General features: G+C 72.7%; 23 protein-coding genes. 13 read left to right on the top strand and 10 right to left on the bottom strand.

Annotated features, from left to right (window positions below; all coding sequences use genetic code 11):
- Positions 1-129: 129 nt before the first annotated feature.
- Together purU and ACFW9D_RS27340 are read right to left on the bottom strand one after the other, a co-directional pair.
- Positions 130-1008, bottom strand: coding sequence for a formyltetrahydrofolate deformylase (purU, locus tag ACFW9D_RS27345; RefSeq protein ID WP_384625938.1), 879 nt, complete (start codon positions 1006-1008; stop codon positions 130-132).
- Between the two features lie 120 nt (positions 1009-1128).
- Positions 1129-1629, bottom strand: a complete 501-nt coding sequence (locus ACFW9D_RS27340; protein ID WP_188337558.1) for a hypothetical protein — start codon at positions 1627-1629, stop codon at positions 1129-1131.
- A gap of 117 nt (positions 1630-1746) precedes the next feature.
- Here ACFW9D_RS27340 and ACFW9D_RS27335 point away from each other — a divergent pair, with 117 nt between their 5' ends.
- On the top strand, positions 1747-3021 hold the full coding sequence (locus ACFW9D_RS27335; RefSeq protein ID WP_188337559.1) for an ABC transporter substrate-binding protein: 1275 nt from the start codon (positions 1747-1749) through the stop codon (positions 3019-3021).
- A 40-nt stretch (positions 3022-3061) separates the two neighbouring features.
- On the opposite strand, the gene ACFW9D_RS27330 is transcribed toward ACFW9D_RS27335, so the two are convergent.
- Both ACFW9D_RS27330 and ACFW9D_RS27325 read right to left on the bottom strand, forming a co-directional pair.
- Positions 3062-4774, bottom strand: coding sequence for a hypothetical protein (locus ACFW9D_RS27330; protein ID WP_384625934.1), 1713 nt, complete (start codon positions 4772-4774; stop codon positions 3062-3064).
- 143 nt (positions 4775-4917) lie between these two features.
- Positions 4918-6306 (bottom strand): transcriptional regulator, encoded by a 1389-nt coding sequence (locus ACFW9D_RS27325; protein WP_188337560.1) that lies wholly within the window; start codon positions 6304-6306, stop codon positions 4918-4920.
- A 320-nt stretch (positions 6307-6626) separates the two neighbouring features.
- Between ACFW9D_RS27325 and ACFW9D_RS27320 the strand changes: the two genes are divergently transcribed.
- The 3 genes from ACFW9D_RS27320 (at position 6627) to ACFW9D_RS27310 (ending at position 9801) form a co-directional block, all read left to right on the top strand.
- On the top strand, positions 6627-7313 hold the full coding sequence (locus tag ACFW9D_RS27320) for a bifunctional DNA primase/polymerase (RefSeq protein WP_384625932.1): 687 nt from the start codon (positions 6627-6629) through the stop codon (positions 7311-7313).
- A gap of 131 nt (positions 7314-7444) precedes the next feature.
- Positions 7445-8236, top strand: coding sequence for an ABC transporter ATP-binding protein (locus tag ACFW9D_RS27315; RefSeq protein WP_384625929.1), 792 nt, complete (start codon positions 7445-7447; stop codon positions 8234-8236).
- Entirely contained in the window at positions 8233-9801 is a 1569-nt protein-coding gene (locus ACFW9D_RS27310; RefSeq protein ID WP_384625926.1) for a transporter, read from the top strand. Before ACFW9D_RS27315 ends, ACFW9D_RS27310 begins: the two co-directional genes overlap by 4 nt.
- A 261-nt stretch (positions 9802-10062) precedes the next feature.
- Here ACFW9D_RS27310 and iscB read toward each other — a convergent pair whose 3' ends face one another.
- Positions 10063-11736 (bottom strand): RNA-guided endonuclease IscB, encoded by a 1674-nt coding sequence (iscB, locus tag ACFW9D_RS27305; protein WP_384625923.1) that lies wholly within the window; start codon positions 11734-11736, stop codon positions 10063-10065.
- A gap of 344 nt (positions 11737-12080) precedes the next feature.
- Between iscB and ACFW9D_RS27300 the strand changes: the two genes are divergently transcribed.
- On the top strand, positions 12081-13457 hold the full coding sequence (locus ACFW9D_RS27300) for a PAS domain-containing protein (RefSeq protein WP_223206017.1): 1377 nt from the start codon (positions 12081-12083) through the stop codon (positions 13455-13457).
- Positions 13458-13473: 16 nt separating this feature from the next.
- Here the strand turns inward: ACFW9D_RS27300 and ACFW9D_RS27295 are convergent, their stop codons facing one another.
- Positions 13474-14238, bottom strand: coding sequence for an SIS domain-containing protein (locus tag ACFW9D_RS27295; RefSeq protein WP_188337564.1), 765 nt, complete (start codon positions 14236-14238; stop codon positions 13474-13476).
- Between the two features lie 301 nt (positions 14239-14539).
- Between ACFW9D_RS27295 and ACFW9D_RS27290 the strand changes: the two genes are divergently transcribed.
- Together ACFW9D_RS27290 and ACFW9D_RS27285 are read left to right on the top strand one after the other, a co-directional pair.
- Positions 14540-15232, top strand: coding sequence for a metal-dependent transcriptional regulator (locus tag ACFW9D_RS27290; protein ID WP_188337565.1), 693 nt, complete (start codon positions 14540-14542; stop codon positions 15230-15232).
- Positions 15233-15730: 498 nt separating this feature from the next.
- Entirely contained in the window at positions 15731-16594 is an 864-nt protein-coding gene (locus tag ACFW9D_RS27285) for an alpha/beta fold hydrolase (protein WP_384625920.1), read from the top strand.
- 183 nt (positions 16595-16777) lie between these two features.
- On the opposite strand, the gene pdxH is transcribed toward ACFW9D_RS27285, so the two are convergent.
- Positions 16778-17413 carry a pyridoxamine 5'-phosphate oxidase gene (pdxH, locus tag ACFW9D_RS27280; RefSeq protein WP_384625944.1) on the bottom strand — a complete coding sequence of 212 codons (636 nt, stop codon included), beginning with the start codon at positions 17411-17413 and terminating at the stop codon, positions 16778-16780.
- A gap of 284 nt (positions 17414-17697) precedes the next feature.
- On the opposite strand from pdxH, the gene ACFW9D_RS27275 reads away from it, so the two are divergent.
- Positions 17698-18810, top strand: a complete 1113-nt coding sequence (locus ACFW9D_RS27275) for a citrate synthase 2 (RefSeq protein ID WP_384625917.1) — start codon at positions 17698-17700, stop codon at positions 18808-18810.
- Positions 18811-19007: 197 nt separating this feature from the next.
- Here the strand turns inward: ACFW9D_RS27275 and ACFW9D_RS27270 are convergent, their stop codons facing one another.
- The gene (locus tag ACFW9D_RS27270) at positions 19008-19739 is read right to left on the bottom strand and encodes a helix-turn-helix domain-containing protein (RefSeq protein WP_384625941.1); all 732 of its coding nucleotides are present in this window, start codon (positions 19737-19739) and stop codon (positions 19008-19010) included.
- A gap of 254 nt (positions 19740-19993) precedes the next feature.
- Between ACFW9D_RS27270 and ACFW9D_RS27265 the strand changes: the two genes are divergently transcribed.
- The 4 genes from ACFW9D_RS27265 (at position 19994) to ACFW9D_RS27250 (ending at position 22822) form a co-directional block, all read left to right on the top strand.
- Positions 19994-20662, top strand: coding sequence for a DUF4097 family beta strand repeat-containing protein (locus tag ACFW9D_RS27265; protein WP_188337568.1), 669 nt, complete (start codon positions 19994-19996; stop codon positions 20660-20662).
- Positions 20663-20692: 30 nt separating this feature from the next.
- The gene (locus tag ACFW9D_RS27260) at positions 20693-21676 is read left to right on the top strand and encodes an ATP-binding cassette domain-containing protein (RefSeq protein ID WP_384625914.1); all 984 of its coding nucleotides are present in this window, start codon (positions 20693-20695) and stop codon (positions 21674-21676) included.
- A 1-nt stretch (position 21677) separates the two neighbouring features.
- Positions 21678-22457, top strand: a complete 780-nt coding sequence (locus ACFW9D_RS27255; RefSeq protein ID WP_188337570.1) for an ABC transporter permease — start codon at positions 21678-21680, stop codon at positions 22455-22457.
- Between the two features lie 77 nt (positions 22458-22534).
- Positions 22535-22822, top strand: coding sequence for a hypothetical protein (locus ACFW9D_RS27250; protein ID WP_188337571.1), 288 nt, complete (start codon positions 22535-22537; stop codon positions 22820-22822).
- An 87-nt stretch (positions 22823-22909) separates the two neighbouring features.
- Here ACFW9D_RS27250 and ACFW9D_RS27245 read toward each other — a convergent pair whose 3' ends face one another.
- Positions 22910-23320, bottom strand: coding sequence for a rodlin (locus tag ACFW9D_RS27245; protein ID WP_384625910.1), 411 nt, complete (start codon positions 23318-23320; stop codon positions 22910-22912).
- A 153-nt stretch (positions 23321-23473) separates the two neighbouring features.
- Positions 23474-24544, bottom strand: coding sequence for an LCP family protein (locus ACFW9D_RS27240; protein WP_384625907.1), 1071 nt, complete (start codon positions 24542-24544; stop codon positions 23474-23476).
- Positions 24545-24732: 188 nt separating this feature from the next.
- On the opposite strand from ACFW9D_RS27240, the gene ACFW9D_RS27235 reads away from it, so the two are divergent.
- Positions 24733-24933 carry a hypothetical protein gene (locus ACFW9D_RS27235; RefSeq protein WP_188337574.1) on the top strand — a complete coding sequence of 67 codons (201 nt, stop codon included), beginning with the start codon at positions 24733-24735 and terminating at the stop codon, positions 24931-24933.
- The last annotated feature ends 104 nt before the right edge of the window (positions 24934-25037 follow it).

The raw sequence follows: 25037 nt of genomic DNA, 5'->3' as shown, positions 1-25037 counted from the left end.
GATGCGCACTTCGTGCGCGATCTCATCGGGCGGTGCCCCATCGGGGAAATGCGACGCGAAGCGTCTGCATTTCAGGGGCGCGGGGAACTGCGCGACCAGCCCCCACGCACCCGCACCCCGCGACGATCCCTAGGCGAAGACCACCGTGCGGCGTCCGTCCAGCAGAACACGCCGCTCCGCATGCCACTTGACGGCCCGCGCCAGCGCCTGGCACTCCACGTCCCGCCCCACCGCGACAAGCTGGTCCGGCGTGACGTCGTGCCCGACCCGCTCGACCTCCTGCTCGATGATCGGCCCCTCGTCGAGGTCCGCGGTGACGTAGTGCGCGGTCGCCCCGATGAGCTTCACACCCCGCGCATGCGCCTGGTGGTACGGCTTCGCCCCCTTGAAGCTCGGCAGGAACGAGTGGTGGATGTTGATGATCCGCCCGCTGAGCTGCTTGCACAGGTCGTCCGAGAGGACCTGCATGTACCGGGCGAGCACGACGAGCTCGACGCCCTCGGACCGGACCAGTTCGAGGAGCTGCGCCTCGGCCGCCGCCTTGGTGTCCTTCGTCACGGGGATGTGGTGGAAGGGGATGTCGTAGGAGGCGACGAGTTCGGCGAAGTCGGTGTGGTTGGAGACGACCGCCGCGATCTCGACGGGCAGCGCCCCGATCCGCGCCCGGAACAGCAGGTCGTTCAGGCAGTGCCCGAACTTGCTGACCATGAGCACGACCTTCATCCGGTCGGAGGCCCGGTGGATCTGCCAGTCCATCTGGAACGAGTCGCCGATCGCGGCGAAGCTGGCCCGCAGCTTCTCCACGGTGACCGGCGCGTCCGCGCTGAAGTGGACCCGCATGAAGAACAGTCCCGTGTCGTGGTCACCGAACTGCTGGCTGTCCTCGATGTTGCAGCCGGTCATGAAGAGATAGCTCGACACGGCGTGCACGATGCCCTGCTTGTCGGGGCACGAAAGAGTGAGGACGTACTGCTCGGAGCCGGGAACGGGTGCGGACTGCGCATTCATAGGGGCAAGGTTCGCACAAGGCCGGGCGCCGGTGAGACGCCATCCCGAGGAACGGACCACAGGACCGCCACCCCGGCGACCGCCATGAGCCGCCCCTGGCCCCTGGCCCGTGGCCCCTGCCTAGGCCACCCGCGTCATGATCCGCAGGACCTCGAGCGTGCGCGGAGGCGCGTCGGGCTCGTCCCCGTCGCTCACGGCGAGCCGGACGTGCGCCTCGCGGGACGCGGCCACCGCCTCGCCCCACTCCGGGTGATCGAGGTACGCGGAGACAGGGGCGTCCGGCCCGACCTGGTGCATGATCCGCAGGACCCGCAGCACGGCCGCGTCGACGAGCGCGGCCTCCTGCGCGTCACGGAAGATCGTCCCGACGTACTTCTCGGCGGACCAGTTGTCGAGCCAGGTGTCCTCGACCAGGCGGTACACGGCATCGGTGACGTCCCCGTACCCGTCCACACCGGCGAGCCAGACCTCCCGCTGGAAGACCGGGTCCGAGAGCATGTGCAGCGCGGAGCGCACATTGCTGCGCCAGCGCCACCACGGCATGTCGTTGAGTGGCATGCCGCCCATTTTCGTGGAGCGACGGCCGCGGCGGGAAGAGTTCTCCGAGCTTTGCACGGTCATCGATCGTACGTCCCGGGCCGGAGCGGCCCGATCGGCCCCCGTAATTCACCTCCGCGTCACCGGCCGTTGACCGCAGGTCACCGGCCGGTTCGGGATGCGGCGGAATCGTGCAGGCACATGACCGGCCGGCGACACACCTCCATCAAGCGCACCTTCACCGCTCTGTCCGCAGTCGTCACGGGCGGCGCCCTGGTCGCCGGTTGCGGCCTGATCCCTGGAGCCACGGGGGGCTCCGGGGATCGGACCGTGACGGTGATGACCTGGGCGCCCGAGAAGACCGACGCGACGAACATGCCCGGAATGCCCGCGATGGCCCGCGCCTACGCCCGCTGGACCAACGCGCACGGCGGCCTCGGCGGCCGCAGGCTCCGGGTCCTGACCTGCAACGACCACGACGACAGCGTGGGCGCCGCCAAGTGCGCCCGCAAGGCCGCCGACGCGGGCGCCGTCGCCGTCGTCGGCTCGTACAGCCAGCACGGGCGGGCGTTCCTGTCCCCGCTGGAGTCCGCGGGGATCCCGTACATCGGCGGGTACGGGACGACCGACGCCGAGTTCACCAGCCCGCTGTCCTATCCCGTCAACGGCGGCCAGGCCGCCCTGCTCGCGGGGAACGGGCGGCAGCTCGCCGAGCGCTGCGCGCGCACCGTCCTGGTGCGCCCCGACACCATCGCGGGCGACGAACTGGTGCCGCTCCTGAACGCCGGGCTCGCCGAGCGCGACCGGGGCGCGGTCGCCGACCTGCGCGCGCCCGAGGACGCCACCGACTACGGCGGCAAGGCCCGCGAGGCGCTGACCACGGCGAGCTCCGCCGGCCTCGGCCGCGAGGGCTGCGTCGCGGCGGTCCTCGGCGAGCGCACGAACACGTTCTTCGACTCGTTCCGCCGGCTGCGCGCGAGCTATCCGGCGGTGCGCACGGCGACGGTCCTCGGCAGCATCGACCAGTCCACGATCAACCGCACCGGCGGCGCGCGCAGCCCCTACGAGGGCGCGTACGTGACCGGCTGGTACCCGGCGTCGGACGACGCGCGCTGGGACGGGATGAAGCGCGTGATCAAGGAGCAGGCCTTCGACGACAACCGGATCGACCCGGCGGACGCGGGCGTGCAGACCACCTGGATCGCGTACGAGGTGCTGCGGCAGGCCGTCGGGTCGCTCGGGGACGGCGAGGTGACGGCGCGCGCGGTCAGCTCGGCGCTCGACGAGGGGCTCCAGGTGGACACCGGCGGGCTGACCCCGCCGCTGCGCTGGGGCTACGACCACATGTCCGACGCGGGTGACTTCCCGCGCCTGGTCAACGCGCGGGTCACGTTCCAGCGGGTGGAGAAGGGCCGCCTGGTGGCGACCCGGAAGTCGGCGGTGGACCTGACGCAGACCCTCGCGAAGGCCTCCTGACCCACCGCCCGGCGCGGCACCGCGGCCCGCCGCCCTTCCGTCAGAGCTGGACGGCGGTGCGGCGGGTCAGCTGGTACTGGTCCGCGATCTCGTTCCAGATCTTCGCGGCCTGGTTCTTCTGCGTGGAGGCCGTCCCGCTGGCCCGGTCGCCGGCTCGGCGCTGCGGCGTCGGCCGGGCGTGGCCCTTCTGGCAGCCCTTCTTGCCCGCGACCTGGTCGCCCCAGGCCGCGTAGTGGCTGTCCGCCGAGGCGGACGCCTTCCAGGCGCTGGTCAGGGCGGCCTTCAGCTCCGCGTTCTTCGGGAGTTTGTCGATGGCCAGACCGTTCAGGCGGGTCACCAGGCCGTTGCGCTGGGTGGCCGCGTCGCGCAGGTCCTTGGAGGACTGCGGCAGGGCCTTGCACGCGCCGATGTTGGCGACGGCGCGCACCACGGAGTCGCGGCTGTTGTTGGAGTCGGCGAGCAGCTTGTCCAGCGCGACGGCCTGCTCCTTGGCCGGGTCGACGCTCGGCGAGGGCTCCGTCGAGGCCGACGAGGCGTCGGAGACGGTCTTGGTCTGGTCCGTCTTGTCGTCGTCCGTGCCCCCGCCGCCGAGGAGGGCGCCCGCGCCGATGCCGACGACGAGCAGGCCGACGCCGACCGCGGCGACCATCGGCAGCTTGGACCCGGTCCGGGCCTTGCGGCGGGACGGCTCGGGCTCGTACGCGTCCTGGTACTGCGGGACGCCGGGCTGCTGCGGGGGGCCCTGCTGGGCGTGCGGGTCGAAGCGCGGCATCTGCTGCGTCGACGCGGCCGGGCCCTCCGGCTCCGTACGGAAGAGGGCGTCGAACTCGGCGGGCGGCTGACGGTCGCCGGGGGCGCCGGGGCGGATGCCGTAGGCCGGCTCCTGGGGGCCACCGGGGACGGGCGGTATGTACTGGGTGGCCTCGCTGTCGGAGGGGCCGCCGGGCACCGCGTCGGGCAGGGCGCCCGGCATCGGCTGCCGGTTCACGGCGCGGCCCAGGAACTGGGTGGCGTCGGCGGCGGGCTGCTCGGGCGGCAGCGGGGCGGCGGCGGGCGGCTGCTGCGCGGCGACGGGCGCGATGTACTGCGTGGCGTCACCGTCGTAGGCGGCGCCTGCCGGGGCGGCGGGCGGCAGCGGCCCCGCGCCGGGCATCTGCTGCGGCGGCAGCTGCGGGGCCTGCGACTGCTGCGGCAGCGGCTGGGGCTGGGGCTGGGGCTGGGGCTGGGGCTGGGGCTGCTGGTGAGCCTGAGGCTGCTGCGGGATCTGCTGGGCCTGCTGGTGAGCCTGCGGCTGCTGCGGCATCTGGGGCGGCTGTGCCCCGTACGCCTGCTGCGACTGCTGCGCTCCGTACGCCTGCTGCGGCATGTGAGGCGACTGCGGCTGCTGCGGCACGTGCGGCGGCTGCTGAGCCTGGGCCTGCGGGGCCTGAGCCTGCGGGGCCTGGGCCTGCTGTGCGGGCGGCATCCCGCCGCCACCGTGCTGCTGCGCCTCCGGCCTGCCCCACTCGTAGGACGGCATCGGACCCGCGTCCTGCGCCTGCTGCGACTGCGGCCCCCACGGCTGGCCCCAGGGCGCGGCACCGGCGGGACCCGCGGGCGCGGCCGGAGGCGCCGGGTCGCCGTACGTGCCCGGCATCAGGGGCTCGGAGCCGTCGGCGGGCAGCACGACACCCTCGTGCGCCTGTCGGGCCTGCGGAAGGTGCGGGCCCGCGCCCTGTCCGCCCTGGCCGTTCTGGCCGCTGTGCTGCGTCACCGGGACTCCTACGTATGGGGGAAGTCGGAATCGTCGGCTCACGCTACCGGGTCCTCGCACGCCCGTGCTACGCACCTCAAATCCCGAGAACCTCCCCCGTGACGGGAGTAACAAAACAGGCCCCGGTGACGCTGTTGTGGGAATCAGGCCGCCTGCAACTCCACGCGCGCCCCGAACTCCCGTACCACCGGCTCCTCCCGGTACGGATCGAGCCGCGCCCTGAGGTCCTCCAGGTACTCCGCACCGCGGTTGGAGCGCAGGGTGCCGAGGAGCTCGACGGCCCGAAGTCCCGTGTGGCAGGCCTGTTCCACCTCGCGCTGCTGCGCCTGAGCCGTCGCCAGGAGCACGAGCCCGATCGCCCGGCGCCGGGCCTTGGACGCGGGATGCCCGTCCAACGCCTCGCGCGCACACCGCTCCGCGTCCCGCCCCTGACCCAAGTCCCGGTGGCAGTGCGCCAGTTCGTCGGCGAGATAGGCGGGCCCGAAGTGGCCGATCCACGCCGGGTCGTCACCGGATCCGCGCTGCCCCTCGGCCAGTTCCATCGCGGCGAGCGCCCGCGCGATGGATCCGTGCGCGGAGCGCTCGTCCCCGAGCAGGGCGTGACCGCGCGCTTCGGCGGCGTGGAACATCGCCTCCGCGCGCGGTGTGACCCGCCCGCGCGCCCCCTCCTGAGCCGCGCGGGCGAGCTGGGAGATCTCCCGCGGATTGCCGAGCTGCGCGGCCAGATGACTCATCGACGCGGCGAGCACGTACCCGCCGTAGCCGCGGTCGCCGGCCGCCTGCGCGAGCCGCAGGGACTGGATGTAGTACCGCTGGGCGAGCCCCGGCTGCCCGGTGTCGACGGCCATGTACCCGGCGAGCTCCGTCAACCGGGCGACGGCCGCGAACAGTTCGCGCCCCACCGCCTCCCGGTACGAGCCCGCGAGCAGCCCGCTCACCACACTGTTCAGGTAGTGCACCACCACCGGGCGCACATGCCCGCTCCCGTACTGGTGGTCCAGATCGGTCAGCGCCTGCGTCATCGCGCGCACGGCCGCCACGTCCGACACCCCGACCCGCGGCCCGGCCGACCGCGCGACCTGCGAGTCCGGTACGGAGATCAGCCAGTCCCTGCTGGGTTCGACGAGCGCGGACGAGGCGACGGCCGAGCCCGACAGGAAGTCCCGCCGCCCCACGTCGCTGCGCCACAGCTCACACACCTGCTCGATGGCGCCGAGCACCGTCGGCGAGAACTGCAGACCGATGCCGGAGGCCAGGTTCTTGCCGTTGGCCATCCCGATCTCGTCGATGGTGACCGTGCGGCCGAGCTTGCGCCCCAGGGCCTCGGCGATGATGCCGGGCGCCCGGCCGCGCGGCTGCTGCCCGCGCAGCCACCGGGCCACCGACGTCTTGTCGTAGCGCAGGTCGAGTCCGTGCTCGGACCCGCACATGTTGACGCGGCGGGCCAGGCCGGCGTTCGAGCAGCCCGCCTCCTGGATGAGCGCCTGCAGCCGTTCGTTGGGCTGTCGCGCGACGAGAGGCCGTGCGGCCATGACGTAACCCCCTGCTGTGCCCGTCCGGATGGCCTGCCGTGCGGATCACGGCCGGTCGTGGAATGACTGCCCTGCACGAAACGGGAAGATGCACCACATCTGCTCATGAACGGTGGTTAATGGCGCATAACGGGGACGGACCGGCTCCGGCCCGACGTGCGGAGGTCCGCCCCGTCCCCGGATGACTACCCCTCCCCCGCTGCCGTCCCGCCCGCGCGCCCCCGACCGTGCACCCATGCGCCCCACGTGCGGGAACGATGCTCCGGAGCCACCCGTACGTGCCCCCGTAACCCCAGCTGACGGCGGGAGTTGAGAACGTCGTGGAAGAGACCATCGCAGGCACCTCGGACGTCACCTCACCCGTCACCCCCACCGGGCAGATCCCGCCCCAGCGCGGTGAATCCCTCCTGGACACGGCCGTGCGCTACGCGGAAGAGCGGCACTGGGACGTGTTCCCCGGCACCTGGCTGGAGTTCGAGCAGGGCGTGCAGCGCTGCTCGTGCGACGACGCCGCGTGCCCCACGCCCGGCGCGCACGCCGCGCGGCCCGACTGGGCGACCCAGGCGACCGGGAGTGCGACCGGCGCGCGCCGCCTGTGGTCCAAACACCCCAAGGCGTCGATCCTTCTTCCCACCGGCCGCACCTTCGACGCCATCGACGTGCCCGAGACCGCCGGCTTCCTGGCGCTCGCCCGCATGGAGCGCATGGAGCTCACGCTCGGCCCCGTGACCTGCACGCCCGACCGCCGCATGCAGTTCTTCGTCCTGCCCGGCGCCACCGCCAAGGTCCCCGACCTCGTACGCAAGCTGGGCTGGCCCCCGGCCTCCCTCGACCTCGTCACGCTCGGCGAGGGCCAGTACGTGGCCGCACCCCCGACCCGCTTCGGCAGCCAGGGCGCCGTGCAGTGGGCCTGCCGGCCGACCGCCGCGAACCGGTGGCTGCCCGACGCCGACGAGCTCGTCTCCCCGCTCGCCTACGCGTGCGGGCGCGAGGGGCGCCGCCCGTAAGGACGGGCCCGTGCCGCCTCCCTGTGCCCCGCCCTTGGCCGACGTATCGTGCCCAGACGTCAAGGCCGTCCCGAACTCGGACGCAGCCGCAGACGCTGTCGCACGACGACGCCGATGAAGGGCGGGCACAGTTGACCGACGCAGCCGTGGACGCGGCCGTACGCGTCCACGACCTATGGAAGTCCTTCGGCCGGCAGACCGCCGTCGCCGGGATCGAACTCACGCTGCCCGCAGGCCGGTTCATCGGCCTCGTCGGCCCCAACGGGGCGGGCAAGACCACCACCCTCTCCATGGTCACCGGCCTGCTCCGGCCCGACCGGGGCACCGTGCACGTCGCCGAGCACGACGTCTGGGCCGACCCCGCCGAGGTCAAGGCCCGCATCGGGGTCCTGCCCGAGGGACTGCGCCTCTTCGAGCGCCTCTCCGGGCGCGAACTCCTCGCGTACACCGGGCGGCTGCGGGGGCTGCCCGGCGCCGAGGTCGACCGGCGGGCCGCCGCACTCCTCGACGTCCTCGACCTCGCCGGAGCCCAGCACAAACTCGTCGTCGACTACTCGACCGGCATGCGCAAGAAGATCGGCCTCGCCGCCGCACTCCTCCACAACCCCGAAGTCCTCTTCCTCGACGAGCCCTTCGAAGGCGTCGACCCCGTCTCCGCCCAGACGATCCGCGGCGTCCTCGAACGCTTCACCCGCTCCGGAGCCACCGTCGTCTTCTCGTCGCACGTCATGGAACTGGTCGAGTCGCTGTGCGACTGGGTGGCCGTGATGGCGGCGGGACGCATCCGGGCACAGGGACCCCTGGCGGACGTGAAGGGCGACGCGGCGTCCTTGCAGGAGGCCTTCCTGGAGCTGGTCGGAGCGTCCGGGAGCCCGTCCGGGAGCTCCCTGGACTGGCTGGGCGGGGGCGGAGCCGTCCGGTGACCGGGGTCCTCGTCCGCCTCAAATGGGCCCTGCTGCGCAACGGCCTGCGCCAGTCGGCGGGCCGGCGCGTCGCCTACGCGGCGTCCGCACTCGTCTCCGTGCTGTTCGGAGCGCTCGTCGTCCTCGGCCTCGTCCTGCTCCACGGGAACCGGCACGCGACCACCGTCGGCGTCGTCCTGCTCGCGCTGCTCGCCCTGGGCTGGGCCGTGTTCCCGCTGTTCTTCCCCAGCGGCGACGAGACCCTCGACCCGACCCGGCTCGTGATGCTGCCCCTGCGCCCGGACCCCCTCGTCCGCGGCCTGCTCGTCGCCTCCCTCGTCGGGATCGGCCCCGTCTTCACCCTGTGCCTGACCGCCGGAGCGGCCTACGCGGTCGGACACGGGGCGGCGTCCACCGCGGTCGCCCTGCTCGCCGTACCGCTCGCCGTCCTCGTCTGCGTCGCCCTGGCCCGCGCCGTCGCCGCCGCCAACACCCGCCTGCTGACCAGCCGCAAGGGCCGCGACCTCGCCGTGCTCAGCGGCCTCGTCATCGCGCTCGGCGCCCAGCTCGTCAACTTCGGCGCCCAGCGCCTCGGCCGCGCCGGCGGACTCGGCGCGCTCGACCCGGCGGCGGACGTGCTGCGCTGGGTGCCCCCGGCGTCGGCGATCGGCGCCGTCGAGGCGGCGGGCCGCGGCGCGTACGGCCCGGCGGCCGCGCAGCTCGCCCTGACCGCCGCCGCACTGGCCGCGCTGCTCCTCGTCTGGCGGCGCGCGCTGACCCGCCTGATGACCGCGCCCGACGGCTCGACGCTCCAGGCCGCGGAACCCTCCCGCCGCGCGACCCCCCGCCGCCGCCTCTTCCCGGACGGCCGCACCGGCACCGTCATGGAACGCAGCCTGCGCTACGTGTGGCGCGACCCGAAGACCAAGGCCGCCTGGATCACGTCCCTGGCCATCGGCATGATCGTCCCCGTCTTCAACGCCCTCCAGGGCACCGGCTCCGCCTACTTCGCGTGCTTCGCCTCGGGCATGCTCGGCATCCAGATGTACAACCAGTTCGGCCAGGACACCTCCGCGTTCTGGATGGTCGCCGCGACCATCGCCTCCCCGCGCGACGCCTACGCGGAACTGCGCGCCCGCGCCCTCGCCCTGCTCGTGATCACGCTGCCCTACGCGACCCTGGTCACCGTCCTCACCAGCGCCCTGCTCGACGCCTGGCAGGAGCTGCCCGAGGTCCTCGGCCTCTCCTTCGCGCTGCTCGGGGCGATGCTGGCCACCGGGGCGTGGACCTCGGCCCGCTTCCCCTACTCGATCCCGCAGGAGGGCTACAAGAACGTCGCCCCCGGCCAGGCGGGCCTCGCCTGGATCTCGATCTTCGGCGGCATGGTCGCGGCGGCCGTGCTGTGCGCCCCGGTCCTCGCGCTGACGATCGCCCTGCACGCGACGGACCACACCGACTGGTCCTGGCTGCTGCTCCCGGCGGGCGCGGCCTACGGCACCGCCGCGACCCTCCTGGGCCTGCGCCTGGCGGCCCCCCGCACGGCGGAGCGCCTCCCGGAGATCCTGACGGCGGTCAGCAAGGGCTGAGAACGCAGACGACCCGCGAGCCTGGTTCCTCCCGTACGAGACGGTCGGAAGCCGGCCGGACGTACCGGCGGCTCGCGGGTCGGGTGACTGCTTGGGAATGGGGCCGGCTGCGCGCGTGCACACGCGCGGGTCCGGCGCCGAATTCGAGATGCGACGTCGGGCCGCTAGCCCGCAGTCACCTCAGACGTCCGGCGTACATACATGCTCCGAACCACCTCCTTTCCTCTGTGCAGCACAGCCTAGGAACCTGCGCCGAGACCTTCAACCGGTTTTACGGGACACAGGAGAACCGGCCACCGGACCCACCTCCGACCGGAATGCGTAGCCATAGCCATCGCCGCGCTGGAGCAGGCTCAGACAGCGGTACGAGACATTGATGCGGCCCTGCGGCGTGGCGAGACTGTGCTGGCCGCGGGCGCGTACCGAGATGCGACCGGTGTGGATCCCCGCCCACTTGCCGTCGGGGACGGTGGCACGCACCAGGTCTCCGGTCACGTAGCCGAAGTGACGCTTGCGCCGGTCGCGCCTGAGGCGCGGGAATCCGAAGCGGTCCGGGGTCGTGCGAGCGTAGGAGCCGCGGCCGGTGGCCGTGATCACGAGAATCTGGCGTGGAACGACGACGGTCTTCTCATCCGCGTCTGTACCCAGCGGGCCCACGACGAGTGCGTCGAGGGTGTGCGACTTGACCAGGCCGAGGAGCTCCCGGTTGGTGTGCGTCTGCGCTCCGGTCCAGGCGTGCACCGGCCGACCCAGTGACGTGAGCGCCTTGAGGAGTGGCTTGCCGGTGGAGTTCATCGCGGCGGCGTCCCGCAGTGTGGGCTTCGTCTGGGCGATGAACCTGGCGAGCCGCTCGGGATCGGTGGCGAGGAACCCGCGGATGGGCTGGGCGCCTTTGGCCTGGTTGCAGGGGACGCAGGCGAGAACGAGGTTGGCGATCCGGTCGGACCCGCCGCGGCTTCGGGGGTGGATGTGCTCGATGTTGAGCGGCAGGTCCGTGGCGTCGCAGTAGGCGCAGGCATCGCCCCACTTCTGACGCAGATAGGTCCGGGCGTCCGTGCCCGCGAGTGTTCCCTGCTGGTGCTCGGCTCCGCGCAGTCGGCGCCCCGAACTGATCGATTGTGTGTCGAACGCCGTGCTCTCGACGTGGATCTCGGTCACGGGTGCGTAGCGGCAGAAGCGTCGGGCCAGTGACACGACGGTGTCGACCCGGTGCCGGAGGGAGGGCGGGAGCCAGCCGGCGGGCCGGGTGCGGTTGTCCCGCCTGAGGGCTCGGTATCGGCAGTTGGCCGAGCGCCGCCGACGGCGAAACCCCGCGCGCTGTCGCATGCAGAGGCTGATGCGCTCGCTCCGGTGACGGAGTTCGACTGCCATCAGACCTCGGCGGACCAGGTGGGTGCGGCCGTCGCCGGCGTGCTCATGCCTGTCCACCGTGAGGGCCATCCCAGTGCCTTTGGAGCCGGGGTCGATGCGCAGGTGTACGCCGTCGACCTGAGACCGGGAGACCGTCCGGTCCCGCAGCCGGATCGTGAACGGGGTCTGTCTCACGATCACGGCCCGTCCCTTGCCCAGGAGCTCTCGCGCGCGTGCGGGATGGCAGGGCATGAGTGGTTGCCCGTGCCTGTCGTGCACGAAGACCCGGCTGGTGCTCGGCTTCCATGAGCCGGGCGTGGTTTCGGGGGCGTCACCGCCTCCGTTGGCTACCGGTTCACCCGTCGCCGCGGCGACGGATGGTCCGGTGTGACGCCGACGGGGTTCGCTGCCGCTCCCGCCGGTCTCCCCTCGCCCATGTTCCCGGCCGGCGTCCCGGGCTGCGCCGGGGCGTCCGTGAGCCGTTTCGTCCCTGCTCCCAGGGTTGTCTGCTCCCACGGATTCCAGAGCCCGGCGCTGAGGAAGCACGCCGGGGTGGGTCTGCTCACCTGCCGTGAACGTAGTCATCGCGGGGCAACTCCTTCTTGCCGATGACTGGGGCTGGCCACCCTTCGGTCTGTTCGACCGGGGAACAGGTGGCCTCCCTTCTTGCGTATGCCGGGAACGCTATGGCTCCCCCGGGCGACCGCACGGGCGTTCCCCGGCCCTGGCCACGAAGGCGGGAACTACGCCCGGTTTCGCTGATTCCGACGCATCGAGCGTGCTAGGCGCCACCGCCGCCGAGGAGCACCACGTCGTCGCCGACCGAGGAGGGAAGATCCGCGGACGGTGCACGAAGAGCGTCAGGAAGTTGACGGAACATGGTGTGGGGTGCGTCACGTTCAAGTTGAATGAGGTGGAGGGGGTGCCAGGTGAGTGCATCACGGCGTAGCGGGGCCACCGACGCGCTCGGGCCCGAGGACGAGCCCGAGCGGGACGGGGGCGATCTTCTGGCCGCGTTGTTGGACGGGATGGACGCGGCGTTGTGCGCGTTCGACGCGGACGGTGTCGTCACGCACTGGAACCGGGAGGCCGAGCGGATTCTGGGCTGGTCGGCGGCGGAGGCCGTGGGGCGGGCCGGGTTCGCGGGCTGGGCGGTGCGCAGTGCCGACGCGGCGGAGGTGCAGGAGCGGCTGCTGTCCGCGATGCACGCGCCGGGGCGGCAGGTGCACGAGTTCGCGCTGGTGACCAAGAGCGGCGGGCGGGTGCTCGTACGGACGCAGTCGGCGGCGGTGCGCGGGCCGGGCGGGGAGCCCGCCGGGGTGTACTGCGCGTTCAGCGAGGTGCACGCGCAGATCGATCTGGAGCGGTCGATCGCGCTGAGCGAGGCGCTGTTCGAGGACGCCACGGCGTGGGGTGTGGTCCTGGTCGACGCGGATCTGCGGCCCGCGCTGGTGAACGCGCACGCGGCGAAGGCGCTCGGTTCGGGGCGCAGCGCGGTGCTGGGGCGGCCGCTGGGCGATCTGGTGTCGCAGGGTGTGGAGGAGCTGGAGAGCGCGCTGGCGCACGTCCTGGCGGAGGGGGCGCCGCCGGCGCCGGCCGAGGTGTGGGTGACGGTGCGCTCGGAGCGGGGTGAGCCGGAGCGGCGCTGCTGGCGCAGTGGTTTCGTACGGCTGTCGTCGCCGCTGGCGGAGGAGCCGGTGCCGCTGGGGGTGGCGTGGCTGTTCGAGGACGTGACGGAGGCGCGGCGGGCGGAGCAGGACGCGGCGGCGCTGCGGTTCCGGACGCAGCAGTTGCACCGGGCGGCGCGGGCGGCGGCGGAGTGCGAGGACCCGGCGGAGGCGGCGACGACGCATCTGGACTTCGCGCTGGCCGGGTTCGCCGATCACGCGCTGATCGATCTGGTGGTGAGCGCGGAGGGTGAGGAGCCGGTGCGGCTGGTGCGGGCCGCGGCGACGCCTGCGGGGGCGCCGGGCCCGAGTCTGCTGGTGACGCGTGGGGCGCTGCCCGTGCGGTACGGGGCGGGGCATCCGGCGTTGCAGTGCGCGGAGCGGGCCGGTTCGGTGCGGGCCGGGGCGCCGGAGGGGGACGGCGGGGCGGAGTGGGCGGCGGCGCGGCAGTGGCCGCAGGACAGCCGGTTCGCGCTGTGCGCGGTGCTGCGCAGCCGGGGGCGGACGCTGGGTGTGGTGACGTTCCTGCGCGGGGCGGGGCGGTCCCGGTTCGAGCGGGGTGACGCGGTGTACGCGGAGGGTGTGGCGGTGCGGATCGCGGCGGCGGTGGATCTGGCGGCGGCGACCCGGCCGTCGTAGGGCTCTCCGCCGCGGGTCAGTGCTGGTAGAAGATGCGGTCCTTGTACTGCTCGAAGACCTTGGCGTTCCAGTCGTGGCCGCCGTCCACGTTGCCGGAGCGGAGCAGCGGGGGCTGGATGCCGCGGTCGGCGAGGGATTCGGCGCAGGTGGCCAGCATCGACTGCATGAGGGCGCTGGTGGTGACGGTGGAGGCGGAGGCGAAGGGGGCGTCCACGCCGTCGTGGGTGAGTTCGGCGTCGCCGACGGCGATCTTGGAGTCGAGGACGATGTCGCAGTGGTCGCGCAGGTACGTGCCGGAGACGTGCCGGGACCTGGGGGCGTCGGGTCCGGTGGCGTAGGCGAGGGACGTGACGCCGATGACCTTGAGGCCGAGGGCGCGGGCGTTCATGGCCATCTCGACGGGCAGGGCGTTGCGCCCGGAGAGGGAGATGATCACGAGGGCGTCGCCGGCCCGGGCGGGGCTGGAGTCGAGGACGGCGGCGGCGAGTCCGTCGACCCGTTCGAGGGCGGAGCCGAGGGTGGCGGGCATGACGTCGACGCCGACGGCTCCGGGGACGGCGAGCAGGTTCATCAGGGCGAGGCTGCCGGCGCGGTAGACGACGTCCTGGGCGGCGAGCGAGGAGTGTCCGGCGCCGAACGCGAAGAGGCGGCCGCCGGCGACGACGGTGTCGGCGAGGAGGGTGCCGGCGGCGGCGACGGAGTCGGCTTCCTCGTCGCGGATGCGGCGCAGCAGGCCGATCGCGGTGTCGAGGTACTGCGCGGCCAGCTTGCTCTCGCTCATCGGCGTAACCCCTCGGTGGTGACGCGGCGTGTCCGCGCCCGTCGCGGATCGCGTCTGTCGCGGATCACCGTGCGGTCTGGACCAGTGCCGTGTCAATACGGCACCTGTGGTGTCGGCGGGGCGGAACAAAGGCGCGGCTGTGGCTGTTTCGTACGGGCCCGTGGCGGTTCGGGGCGCTGTTTCCCCGGCGCGGCACGGTTGTCGGCGGTATGCGTCAGAATTGACGGCAGGGCCAGCGCACGCGCTGCGCGGCACGCCAGCGGAGCGGCTGCGGAGCTAGAGAGCTACACGAGGGGCACGTATGTCCGGACTGATCGACACGACGGAGATGTACCTCCGCACCATCCTCGAGCTGGAGGAGGAAGGTGTGGTCCCCATGCGCGCCCGGATCGCCGAGCGTCTGGACCAGAGCGGGCCGACGGTGAGCCAGACCGTGGCGCGCATGGAGCGGGACGGCCTGGTGGCCGTGGCCGCGGACCGGCACCTGGAGCTGACGGACGAGGGCCGGCGGCTGGCGACGCGCGTGATGCGCAAGCACCGGCTCGCGGAGTGTCTCCTGGTCGATGTGATCGGCCTCGAGTGGGAGCAGGTGCACGCGGAGGCCTGCCGCTGGGAGCACGTGATGAGCGAGGCCGTGGAGCGCCGCGTCCTCGAGCTGCTGCGGCACCCGACGGAGTCGCCGTACGGGAACCCGATCCCGGGTCTGGAGGAGCTGGGCGAGAAGGACGGGGCGGACCCGTTCCTGGACGAGGGCATGGTCTCGCTGGCGGACCTGGAGACGGGTGCGGACGGCAAGACGGTGGTCGTGCGGCGCATCGGTGAGCCGATCCAGACGGACGCGCAGCTGATGTACACGCTGCGGCGTGCGGGTGTGCAGCCCGGTTCGGTGGTCAGCGTGACGCAGTCGCCGGGCGGGGTGCTCGTGGGCAGCAGCGGCGAGGCGGCGGAGCTGGAGGCGGACATCGCCTCGCACGTGTTCGTGGCGAAGCGCTGAGCCTGGCTTTCCGGGGCGCCCGGGCGGCGGTACCGCTTGTTCGCCGCGTGCGCGGGGCGCGCGCGGCGCACTGAAAGCAGGATTCAGTGTGCGGAATCGCAGCGCTCGGGCGTTTTGCGTGCCACGCTGTCGCGTGAGCGTAGGGCCTGAGTCTGGGGACCGGAGGGGGCCAGCATGGACCGGCCGTTCGGCGTGCGTGGGGTCCGCGGTGTGGGGAGCGGGGTGTCGGCAGAGGGCCCCGGCGCCTCGCGGCGCCGGGGCCTGTCCTCCCCTGTTCCGACCCGGAGCCCCGAGCTCCCAGGGTCGTCCCCCTCGGACCGTTTTCCCCGAGCGGTCCGCCTCCCGCTGAAGAGATCCCCTCGGCGACGCAGGTCATTCCTTGAGCGTTGTCACTCAAAAGAGGGGTGTGACGGGAACGCCGCCCGTTCTCGAATGCGAGTTCGATAACGTACGCGGATCAGCGACTGCAGGCGTGACCACGAGGGGGTGCCGGGGCCTATGGCGCGACGCATCGACGTGACCGGAGCGGGCGGGGTCCGGCTGGCCGCCTGGGAGTTCGCCGACCCGCCCAAGACGGGCGAGGCCGGCCAGGCTCCCGGAGTGCTGTTACTGCACGGCCTGATGGGCCGGGCGTCCCATTGGGCCGGCACCGCGCGCTGGCTCTCCGAACGGCGCCGCGCCGTCGCGCTCGACCAGCGCGGGCACGGCCAGAGCGACAAACCCGAGCAGGGCCCCTTCGACCGTGAGGCCTACGTGCTCGACGCGGAGGCGGCGCTCGAAGGACTCGGGCTCGGCCCGGCGGTGCTCGTCGGGCACTCCATGGGGGCGCTGACGGCCTGGCAGCTCGCCGCGCGCCGGCCCGATCTGGTCAGCGGCCTCGTCATCTGCGACATGCGGGCCTCGGCGCTCGGCGCGGCGTCCCAGCGGGAGTGGGAGGACTGGTTCCGGGCGTGGCCGCTGCCGTTCGCGACGCTCGGTGACGTACGGAAGTGGTTCGGCGAGGACGACCCCTGGGTGGAGCGGCCCAATCCGGCGCGCGGGGAGTTCTACGCGGAGGTCATGACGCAGGCCGAGGACGGGTGGCGGCCGGTGTTCTCGCGGCGCCAGATGCTCGCGGCCCGGTCGACGTGGGTACGGGACGCGCACTGGGAGGAACTGGCGGGGGTGCGGTGCCCCGCGCTCGTCGTGCGGGGGCTGGACGGGGAGCTGGGGCGGGCCGAGGCGCAGGAGATGGTGCGGGTCCTTCCCAGGGGGGTGTACGCGGAGGTGCCCGACGCGGGGCATCTCGTCCACTACGACCAGCCTCTGGCGTGGCGGGAGGTCGTGGAGCCGTTCCTCGACGGGGTCCTGGCCGGACGGTGACCCGCCGTTTCTCCTCGGCGCCCTGGGCGGGTGCGGCCCGGTGGGGCTTCTCGCGCAGTTCCCCGCGCCCCTGAAATGCATGCCCTTCGGGCGCATTTCCCCGATGAGGCGCAGCCTCATGAGGGGCGCGGGAACTGCGCGACCAGCCCCCACCCACCCGCACCCGGCGACGGACCCGCCCCCTCAAGGACTGAGCCGCTCCACGTGCCAGCCCCCCGGCACCCGGACATAGCGGAGCCGGTCGTGGAGGCGGTTCTCGCGGCCCTGCCAGAACTCGATCTCCTCCGGGGCGACCCGGAACCCGCCCCAGTGCGGCGGCACGGGAACGTCCGACCCCACCGGATAGCGCCGCGCCAACTCCCCGTACGCCGCGTCCAGTTCGGCCCGCGACCCGATCACGGAGGACTGCGCGCTGGCCCAGGCGCCGAGCTGCGACCCGTGCGGCCGGGAGTGGAAGTACGCCGCCGTCTCCTCGGCGGAGGTCCGCACCGCGGTGCCGGCGACATGGATCTGACGGCCCATCGGGTGCCAGGGGAAGAGGATCGCGACCTGCGGGTTGACGTCCAGGTCCTGGGCCTTGCGGGAGCCGTAGTTGGTGTAGAAGACGAAGCCCTCGTGGTCGTAGGACTTGAGGAGCACCGTGCGGGAGGCCGGACGGCCGCTCGCGTCGGCGGTGGAGACCACCATGGCGTTGGGCTCGGCGAGCGGAGAGCCGGGCTCGGCCGCCTGCCGGAACCAGCGGGCGAACTGGTCCATGGGGTGCGGGGCGAGATCGGGCTCGAGCAGACCGCCGTCGTGCGTGCGGTACTGCTCCCGCATGAAGGCGGGGTCGGGGTCGAGGTCGTCGTGGGCGCTCACGGCGTCATCCTGCCGTACCCGTGCCCGTACCCCGAAGGTGAGCCATGGCACTGAGTGCCACCAACTCTCGCCAAGCGTGGCACCGGGAGTTATGGTCCAGAGACCCGAGGGTTGGGTGACCGCCTGCCGAACGGGGCATCACGGGTGTGACCGACCCGGACCGCGAGCCGCACGTCCCCTGGCCGTGGATCCGATCGCGCACCCCAGCCCCCGTCCACGCATCACGCATCTAGAGGAGCCGCCTGATGTCCGACTTCGACCCCAGCTTCGTACCTGGTCTCGAAGGAGTCGTCGCGTTCGAGACCGAGATCGCCGAACCGGACAAGGAGGGCGGCGCCCTGCGGTACCGGGGCGTCGACATCGAGGATCTGGTCGGCCACGTGTCGTTCGGGAACGTGTGGGGGCTGCTGGTCGACGGCGCCTTCAACCCCGGACTGCCGCCGGCCGAGCCCTTCCCGATCCCCGTCCACTCGGGTGACATCCGTGTCGACGTGCAGTCCGCGCTGTCGATGCTGGCGCCCGTGTGGGGCCTGAAACCGCTGCTCGACATCGACGAGCAGCGGGCCCGCGACGACCTGGCCCGCGCCGCCGTCATGGCCCTGTCGTACGTCGCCCAGTCGGCCCGCGGCCAGGCGCAGCCGATGGTGCCGCAGAGCGAGATCGACAAGGCCGAGTCGATCGTCGAGCGGTTCATGATCCGCTGGCGCGGCGAGCCCGACCCCAAGCACGTCGCGGCGGTCGACGCGTACTGGACCTCGGCCGCCGAGCACGGCATGAACGCCTCGACGTTCACCGCCCGCGTCATCGCCTCCACCGGCGCCGACGTGGCCGCCGCCCTGTCCGGCGCGGTCGGCGCCATGTCCGGGCCGCTGCACGGCGGCGCCCCCTCCCGCGTCCTCGGCATGATCGAGGAGATCGAGCGGACCGGTGACGCCGAGGCGTACGTGCGCCGGGCGCTCGACCAGGGCGAGCGACTGATGGGCTTCGGTCACCGCGTCTACCGGGCCGAGGACCCCCGCGCCCGCGTGCTGCGGCGCACCGCCCGTGAGCTGGGCGCCCCGCGCTTCGAGGTGGCCGAGGCGCTGGAGAAGGCGGCGCTGGCCGAGCTGCACGCGCGCCGCCCGGACCGGGTGCTCGCGACGAACGTGGAGTTCTGGGCGGCGATCGTGCTCGACTTCGCCGAGGTGCCCGCGCACATGTTCACGTCGATGTTCACGTGCGCCCGCACGGCCGGCTGGAGCGCGCACATCCTGGAGCAGAAGCGCACGGGCCGCCTGGTCCGCCCCTCGGCCCGCTACATCGGCCCGGGCTCCCGCCCGCCGCAGGACATCGAGGGCTACGCGGACATCGCCCGCTAGGACCCACCGGCGGCCCGGTCCGCGAAATGCCCCGCCTGTCGCTCCCCGGACCGGGCGCGCCCCGGGGCTAGCCTGACTCTGCGCGGCAGGGATCACCCGGGCGAGTGCGACCGCCCGGCGTGGGATCGCCCCTTGCCGCGCGGCCACGTGAACCGACGGCCCGCCCCCGGACTTCCGAGGGCGGGCCGTCGGCGTTCCTACGCCTGCCCGTCCTCCGCCTCGCGGCGGGCGGTGAGTATGTCGCGGGCCTGGTCGGAGGCGCGGACCAGGCTCTCGGACACGTAGTCGAGGAACCGCGCGATGTTCTCCAGGCGGACCCCGGCCCTGCTGTCGGGGCCGAGGATCCCCGTGCCCTGGCGGGCCGTCGTGGCGATCTCGGCGGTGGACCGGGCGCTGGCCATCATGGACTGGTACCAGACGTCGTCGTCGATGGAGTAGCGGTCGCGCCGCCGCTCGTCGCGGTCCCGCCGCACCAGGTCCTGGCCCACCAGGAACGTGACGGCCTTGGAGACGGACGCCGGGCTGACCTGGAGCCGCTGGACGAGTTCGGCCGCGGTGAGGCTGCCGGACTCGCTGATGACCAGGCAGGCCATGACCCGGGCCATCATGCGGGGTGTGCCGGACGCCATGAAGACCGTCGTCAGGGTCTCCTCGTAGGCGCGTACGGCGTCGGCCCGCTGCCCGTCGCCGGCGGGCCCGGCCTGGCCCGCGGCGGCGCCGGCCGCCTTGCGGCGGTGGGCGCGGTGCTCGGTGGCGCGGTGGGCGAGGTCCGCGCGGTAGCCGGTGGGGCCGCCGTTGCGCATGACCTCGCGGGTGATCGTGGAGGTCGGGCGCTCCAGGCGCCGGGCGATCTCCGCGTAGGCGAGGCCGTCGCCCAGCCCCTGTGCGATCTGCTGACGCTCCTGCTGAGTGAGCCTGCCGCCCGGCATCGCGGCCTCCTTCGTGGTCGTCGGTGCTGCCCGCGCGCTGTCCGCGGACGCCACCTTAGCGTTCACCGTCATTCCATTGCAACGCAATACCGTGCGACGCGTTGCGTTCCCCGCAGAACCATTGCAATGAAATCCCGCTACTCACCTGCGGTTACTGGGTTTTGACGCAACAACGTTGTTGCCAGCATCATGAATGCAACGTAGCGTTTTCGATGTCAGAAACACACGGGACACCCACCGCAGGAGTGAGTCACATGCAGAAGTTCGACACCCCGAACCCCGTCCACACCACCCTCGCCGTCCCCGCCGGCCGCCTGCAGCTCATCGCCGCGGACCGCGCCGACACCGTCGTCGAGGTCCGCCCCGCCGACCCGTCCAAGGGCCGCGACGTGAAGGCCGCCGAGGAGATCGAGGTCGGCTACGCGGACGGCGCCCTGCGCATCGCCGCCCGCGACCCGAAGAACCGCCTCTTCGGCCCGTCCGGCGCCGTCGAGATCACCGTCCAGCTCCCCGCCGGCTCGCCGGTCGTCATCGACGCCGCCGACGCGGACGTCCGGGGTGTCGGCCGGCTCGGCGACCTCGCGATCGAGGCCGCCCGCGCCACGGTCAAGGTCGACGAGAGCAGCGCCGCCCGGGTCACCGTCGCCGCCGGCGACATCACCCTCGGCCGCCTCACCGGCCCCGCCCACGTCCGTACACAGAAGGGCGACATCACCGTCACCGAGGCCGCCCGCGGCGACCTCGACCTGAAGACCGAGATGGGCGACATCACCGTCGACACCGCCCAGGGCAGCAACGCCACGCTCGACGCCGGCACCTCCTACGGCCGCGTCGCCAACTCCCTCGTCCACGACGGCGGCACCCCCGACGTCACCATCCGCGCCACCACCTCGCACGGCGACATCACCGCCCGCGCCCTCTGAGACCCTCACCCACCCAAGGAGCGAACCGCCATGACCGACCTGGCCATCTCGGCGACCGGACTGCGCAAGGCCTACGGAGACAAGACCGTGCTCGACGGCGTCGACCTGGCCGTCCCGCGGGGATCGGTCTTCGCCCTGCTCGGCCCCAACGGCGCCGGCAAGACCACCACCGTCAAGATCCTCTCCACCCTCGTCTCCGCGGACCCGGGCAGCGGCCCGGTCCGCGTCGGCGGCCACGACCTGGCCACCGCCCCGCAGGCGGTGCGCGCCGCGATCGGCGTGACCGGCCAGTTCTCCGCCGTCGACGGACTCATCACCGGCGAGGAGAACATGCTCCTCATGGCCGACCTGCAGCACCTCTCCAAGAGCGAGGGCCGCCGCGTCACCGCCGAACTCCTCGAACGCTTCGACCTCGTGGACGCCGCGAAGAAGCCCGCGTCCACCTACTCAGGCGGCATGAAGCGCCGCCTCGACATCGCCATGACGCTCGTCGGCGACCCGCGCATCATCTTCCTCGACGAGCCCACCACCGGACTCGACCCGCGCTCCCGCCACACCATGTGGGGCATCATCCGCGAGCTCGTGAACGGCGGCGTCACCGTCCTGCTCACCACCCAGTACCTGGAAGAGGCCGACGAACTCGCCGACCGCATCGCGGTGCTGCACGACGGCACGATCGCCGCCGAGGGCACCGCCGACGAGCTCAAGCGGCTCGTCCCCGGCGGCCACGTCCGGCTCCGCTTCACCGACCCGGCCGCCTACCGCGGCGCGGCCGCCGCCCTCGCCGGCGCCGCGGCCGACGACGAGGCCCTCGCCCTGCAGGTCCCCAGCGACGGCAGCCAGCGCGCCCTGCGCTCCGTCCTCGACCGGCTCGACGCGGCCGGCGTGGAGGCCGACGAGCTGACCGTGCACACCCCCGACCTCGACGACGTCTTCTTCGCCCTCACCGGCGGCGGCGCCGGAGTCCCCGCCCAGCCCAAGCCCCAGACCAAGACCCTGACCCAGGAGGCCTGACATGAGCTCGTTCGCCCTCGCCGTACGTGACTCCTCGACGATGCTGCGCCGCAACCTCCTGCACGCCAGGCGCTACCCGTCGCTCACCCTGAACCTGCTGCTCACGCCGATCATGCTGCTCCTGCTGTTCGTCTACATCTTCGGCGACACCATGAGCGGCGGAGCCGGCCGCGACGCCTACATCGCGTACATCGTCCCCGGCATCCTGCTGATGACGATCGGCTCGACCACGATCGGTACCGCGGTCTCCGTCTCCAACGACATGACCGAGGGCATCATCGCCCGCTTCCGCACCATGGCCATCCACCGCGGCTCGGTCCTCATCGGGCACGTCATCGGCAGCGTCCTGCAGTCGGTGGCCAGTGTCGTCCTCGTCGGCGCCGTGGGCGTGGCCATCGGCTTCCGGTCCACGGACGCCACGCTCCTGGAGTGGCTCGCCGCCTTCGGCCTGCTCGTCCTGTTCTCGCTCGCGCTCACCTGGATCGCGGTCGGCATGGGTCTGATCAGCCCCAACGCGGAGGCCGCGAGCAACAACGCGATGCCGCTGATCCTGCTCCCGCTGCTGTCCAGCGCGTTCGTCCCGCTCGACTCGATGCCCGGCTGGTTCCAGCCGATCGCCGAGTACCAGCCGTTCACCCCGGCGATCGAGACGCTGCGCGGACTGCTGCAGGGCACGGAGATCGGGCACAACGGCTGGCTCGCCGTCGGCTGGTGCCTCGGCCTCGCGGTCCTCGGCTACTTCTGGTCCGCCGCCAAGTTCCAGGGCGAGCCCCAGCAGTGACCGGCCGGGCGTGCGCCTGCCGGGTGGGCGGCCGGCGCGGACCGTGTCCGGCGCGGCGGGCGGAGCGTTAGAGATGCATGATCACACCTCGACGCGCTCTCACCGCCGCCCTGCTCGCCGTCGGAGCCGGCGCCCTCGCCGCCCCGGCGGCGCAGGCCGCCCCGCTCACCGGCGTGGAGCCCATCTCCCCCATCGCCACCCTGGACCAGGTCTCCACCCTGGGCGTCCCGGCCGAGCACAAGGCCGAACTGCCCACCGCACGCGAGCAGCTGAGCGGCCTGAGCCACCTGAACGACCTGAACCAGCTCCACCAGGCCACCGACCTCGTGGCCCCCGTCACCAACCTGCTCCCCGCGGTCGGATAACTCCACAGGAAAGCCCGCGGGAACAGCACGACAGAGGGGCCGCCGCACCACAGCGGCTGCCCCTCAGGTGTGTCCGTGCGCGGGACGTCAGTGGTTCGCGACGCCGTTGCCCGACAGAACCGGGATGTCGTCGACGATGTGCGACAGGGCCTCGTCGCCCTTGGCCTGCGTCGAGTTCTCCGTGCACTGCTGGTTCTGCGGCGAGGACAGGACGTTGATGTCCTGGACGGCGACCGGGACCAGGAGGCCGACGACCGAACCGACGTTGGCCTTCGCCGGGAGACCGATGCAGGGCTTGTTCAGGGAACCCTGGACCAGGCCGAGCTGCGGGCTCATGTCGCCCTCGGTCTCCGAGTTGCCGAAGGACTGCTCGGCGCCGTTGCCGGACAGCGACGTCGTGCCCGTGTCGTCACCGATGGCCATGGCCTGCGGGGCGGCCACCGCTGCCAGGCCGGCGACGGACGCCGCGATCGTGGCGGATGCCCACAGCTTCTTCATGTGCTTTCCCTTCAGAACGGTGAACCCTGATTGCGGGGTCCGGGCTGAACAACTCTGCAACGTCACGGGAGTTGCGCCCGGGAACCCGTTCGGCCTATCACCGTTCGAACACAGCGGTCCCCTGTCGCAGACCAGTGCCAGGTCAGCGCGGGCTCAGTCGCAGTCCAGGGTGTCGCCGTGCACGACCGTCTGGACCTTCATGTCCGGCGGGTCCAGCGGCTGCGTCTGCGAATCTGCGGGCGTCAGCGGCCGGTCCTCGCGCATCGCCCGGAACTGCTCGCCGGCCCGCTCCTCGTCCCACCGCAGCGTGGATCCGGCGCCCTCGATCACCGGGTTGAACCCGGCGATGGGCACGGTCCCGAACTCCGTACGGGACAGCGGGACGCGGCGCAGGTCGCGGGCCAGGGACAGCAGCTGGTCCGGGCCGAATCCCTGGTCGACGCGGGCGTCCGAGCCGAGCACCGTGGAGACGAGGTCCATCGCGCGGCCCGGGTCCGCGAGGGCGTCGCGCAGACCGGCGCCGCGCAGCGTGTTGACGAGGAAGCGGTGCTGGCGCTGGATGCGGCCCAGGTCGGCGGCGTTGTCGACGTGACGCGAGCGCACGTACTGGAGCGCGGGCCCGCCGGCGAGGCGGTGGCGTCCGGGGGCGAGGTCGAGCTTGGTGGCGGAGTCGGTCAACTGCCGGGACGTGCAGACCTCCACGCCGCCGACCGCGTCGACGCTGTCCATGAAGCGCCGGAAATCGATCTGCAGGAAATGATCGATACGCACGCCGGTCATCGATTCGATGGTCCGCACGGCGAGCGCGGGACCACCCTCGTGATAGGCCGCGTTGAGTTTCGCGGGATGGGTGCGCGCGGAGTCGGCGTCGGGAATGTCCGCGTAGGAGTCGCGGGGCAGGCTGACGACACTGATCCGGTCGTGGTCCCGGGAGACGTGGACGAGCATCATCACGTCGCTGCAGCCACAGGCCACGCCGCCCGCGTGGAACTGCTCCTTCTCGGCGCGGGAGATGGTGTCCCGGCCGTCGGTGCCCATGAGCAGGATCGTGGTGCCGGGGCCCGCCGCGGGCCGGTCCTTCAGCGTGCCGAACACGTCGACACGGGTGGGCAGGGCCGCCGCCACGGGGCCGGCCGCGGCCCCGGAGAAGGTCACCAGGCCCAGGGCGAGCGCCCCGAGCAGGAGGCCGCCGCGCCGGCCGCGCCGTCTTTCGTTCCGCTTCATTGCCGCTCCACCGGAGAAAAGGGGATGGAATGAGGGACGAGGGTAGGCGTATTCGTATTTCCGTCCGGGAATGTCACGCCGCGCGGACGAAAGGCAACCCTTTTGCCTCAGGCGGCGATTGAGAAAGGGCGCCGGGGAGGTAAGGGGACGGGGACGGTAAAGACCACCGGAGAGCGAGAGGCGATGGAATGGGAGAGTCGCACGAACGCTGGAGACACCGGGCGCTGATTCCGCCCAGCCGTCCGCCGTCGGACGCGGCCGAGAGCGAGCCGGTCTTCGCCCGGCTCATGGCGGAGTGGCGCGAGCGAGGCAGGACGCTGCCGAGCTGTTACGACGAGGAGTGGCGCCGGATCGCCGGCCGGGACTGCTGGCCGGACTCCTCGCCCTGAGGCGTCCGGGGCGGAAAACGGCGTGGGGGGGGGGGGGGGGGGGCGCCGGCCGCGCCCCCCGGCGCGGGGGGGGGGGGTGGGGGGGGCAGCCCCGCCCCCGCACC

This window comes from Streptomyces sp. NPDC059524 (assembly GCF_042749255.1).
Classification (GTDB): Bacteria; Actinomycetota; Actinomycetes; order Streptomycetales; family Streptomycetaceae; genus Streptomyces; species Streptomyces xanthii.
Note: the sequence above shows the minus strand (reverse complement) of the source record. Positions and strands in the feature narration are given on the sequence as shown.

What these genes read in the sequence shown, in the direction of transcription:
- purU (WP_384625938.1), bottom strand. Translation starts at nt 1,008, where the DNA reads ATGAATGCGCAGTCCGCACCCGTTCCCGGCTCCGAGCAGTACGTCCTC.
- ACFW9D_RS27340 (WP_188337558.1), bottom strand. Translation starts at nt 1,629, where the DNA reads ATGACCGTGCAAAGCTCGGAGAACTCTTCCCGCCGCGGCCGTCGCTCC.
- ACFW9D_RS27335 (WP_188337559.1), top strand. Translation starts at nt 1,747, where the DNA reads ATGACCGGCCGGCGACACACCTCCATCAAGCGCACCTTCACCGCTCTG.
- ACFW9D_RS27325 (WP_188337560.1), bottom strand. Translation starts at nt 6,306, where the DNA reads ATGGCCGCACGGCCTCTCGTCGCGCGACAGCCCAACGAACGGCTGCAG.
- iscB (WP_384625923.1), bottom strand. Translation starts at nt 11,736, where the DNA reads ATGACTACGTTCACGGCAGGTGAGCAGACCCACCCCGGCGTGCTTCCT.
- ACFW9D_RS27295 (WP_188337564.1), bottom strand. Translation starts at nt 14,238, where the DNA reads ATGAGCGAGAGCAAGCTGGCCGCGCAGTACCTCGACACCGCGATCGGC.
- ACFW9D_RS27290 (WP_188337565.1), top strand. Translation starts at nt 14,540, where the DNA reads ATGTCCGGACTGATCGACACGACGGAGATGTACCTCCGCACCATCCTC.
- ACFW9D_RS27285 (WP_384625920.1), top strand. Translation starts at nt 15,731, where the DNA reads ATGGCGCGACGCATCGACGTGACCGGAGCGGGCGGGGTCCGGCTGGCC.
- pdxH (WP_384625944.1), bottom strand. Translation starts at nt 17,413, where the DNA reads ATGCGGGAGCAGTACCGCACGCACGACGGCGGTCTGCTCGAGCCCGAT.
- ACFW9D_RS27275 (WP_384625917.1), top strand. Translation starts at nt 17,698, where the DNA reads ATGTCCGACTTCGACCCCAGCTTCGTACCTGGTCTCGAAGGAGTCGTC.
- ACFW9D_RS27270 (WP_384625941.1), bottom strand. Translation starts at nt 19,739, where the DNA reads ATGCCGGGCGGCAGGCTCACTCAGCAGGAGCGTCAGCAGATCGCACAG.
- ACFW9D_RS27265 (WP_188337568.1), top strand. Translation starts at nt 19,994, where the DNA reads ATGCAGAAGTTCGACACCCCGAACCCCGTCCACACCACCCTCGCCGTC.
- ACFW9D_RS27260 (WP_384625914.1), top strand. Translation starts at nt 20,693, where the DNA reads ATGACCGACCTGGCCATCTCGGCGACCGGACTGCGCAAGGCCTACGGA.
- ACFW9D_RS27255 (WP_188337570.1), top strand. Translation starts at nt 21,678, where the DNA reads ATGAGCTCGTTCGCCCTCGCCGTACGTGACTCCTCGACGATGCTGCGC.
- ACFW9D_RS27250 (WP_188337571.1), top strand. Translation starts at nt 22,535, where the DNA reads ATGATCACACCTCGACGCGCTCTCACCGCCGCCCTGCTCGCCGTCGGA.
- ACFW9D_RS27245 (WP_384625910.1), bottom strand. Translation starts at nt 23,320, where the DNA reads ATGAAGAAGCTGTGGGCATCCGCCACGATCGCGGCGTCCGTCGCCGGC.
- ACFW9D_RS27240 (WP_384625907.1), bottom strand. Translation starts at nt 24,544, where the DNA reads ATGAAGCGGAACGAAAGACGGCGCGGCCGGCGCGGCGGCCTCCTGCTC.
- ACFW9D_RS27235 (WP_188337574.1), top strand. Translation starts at nt 24,733, where the DNA reads ATGGGAGAGTCGCACGAACGCTGGAGACACCGGGCGCTGATTCCGCCC.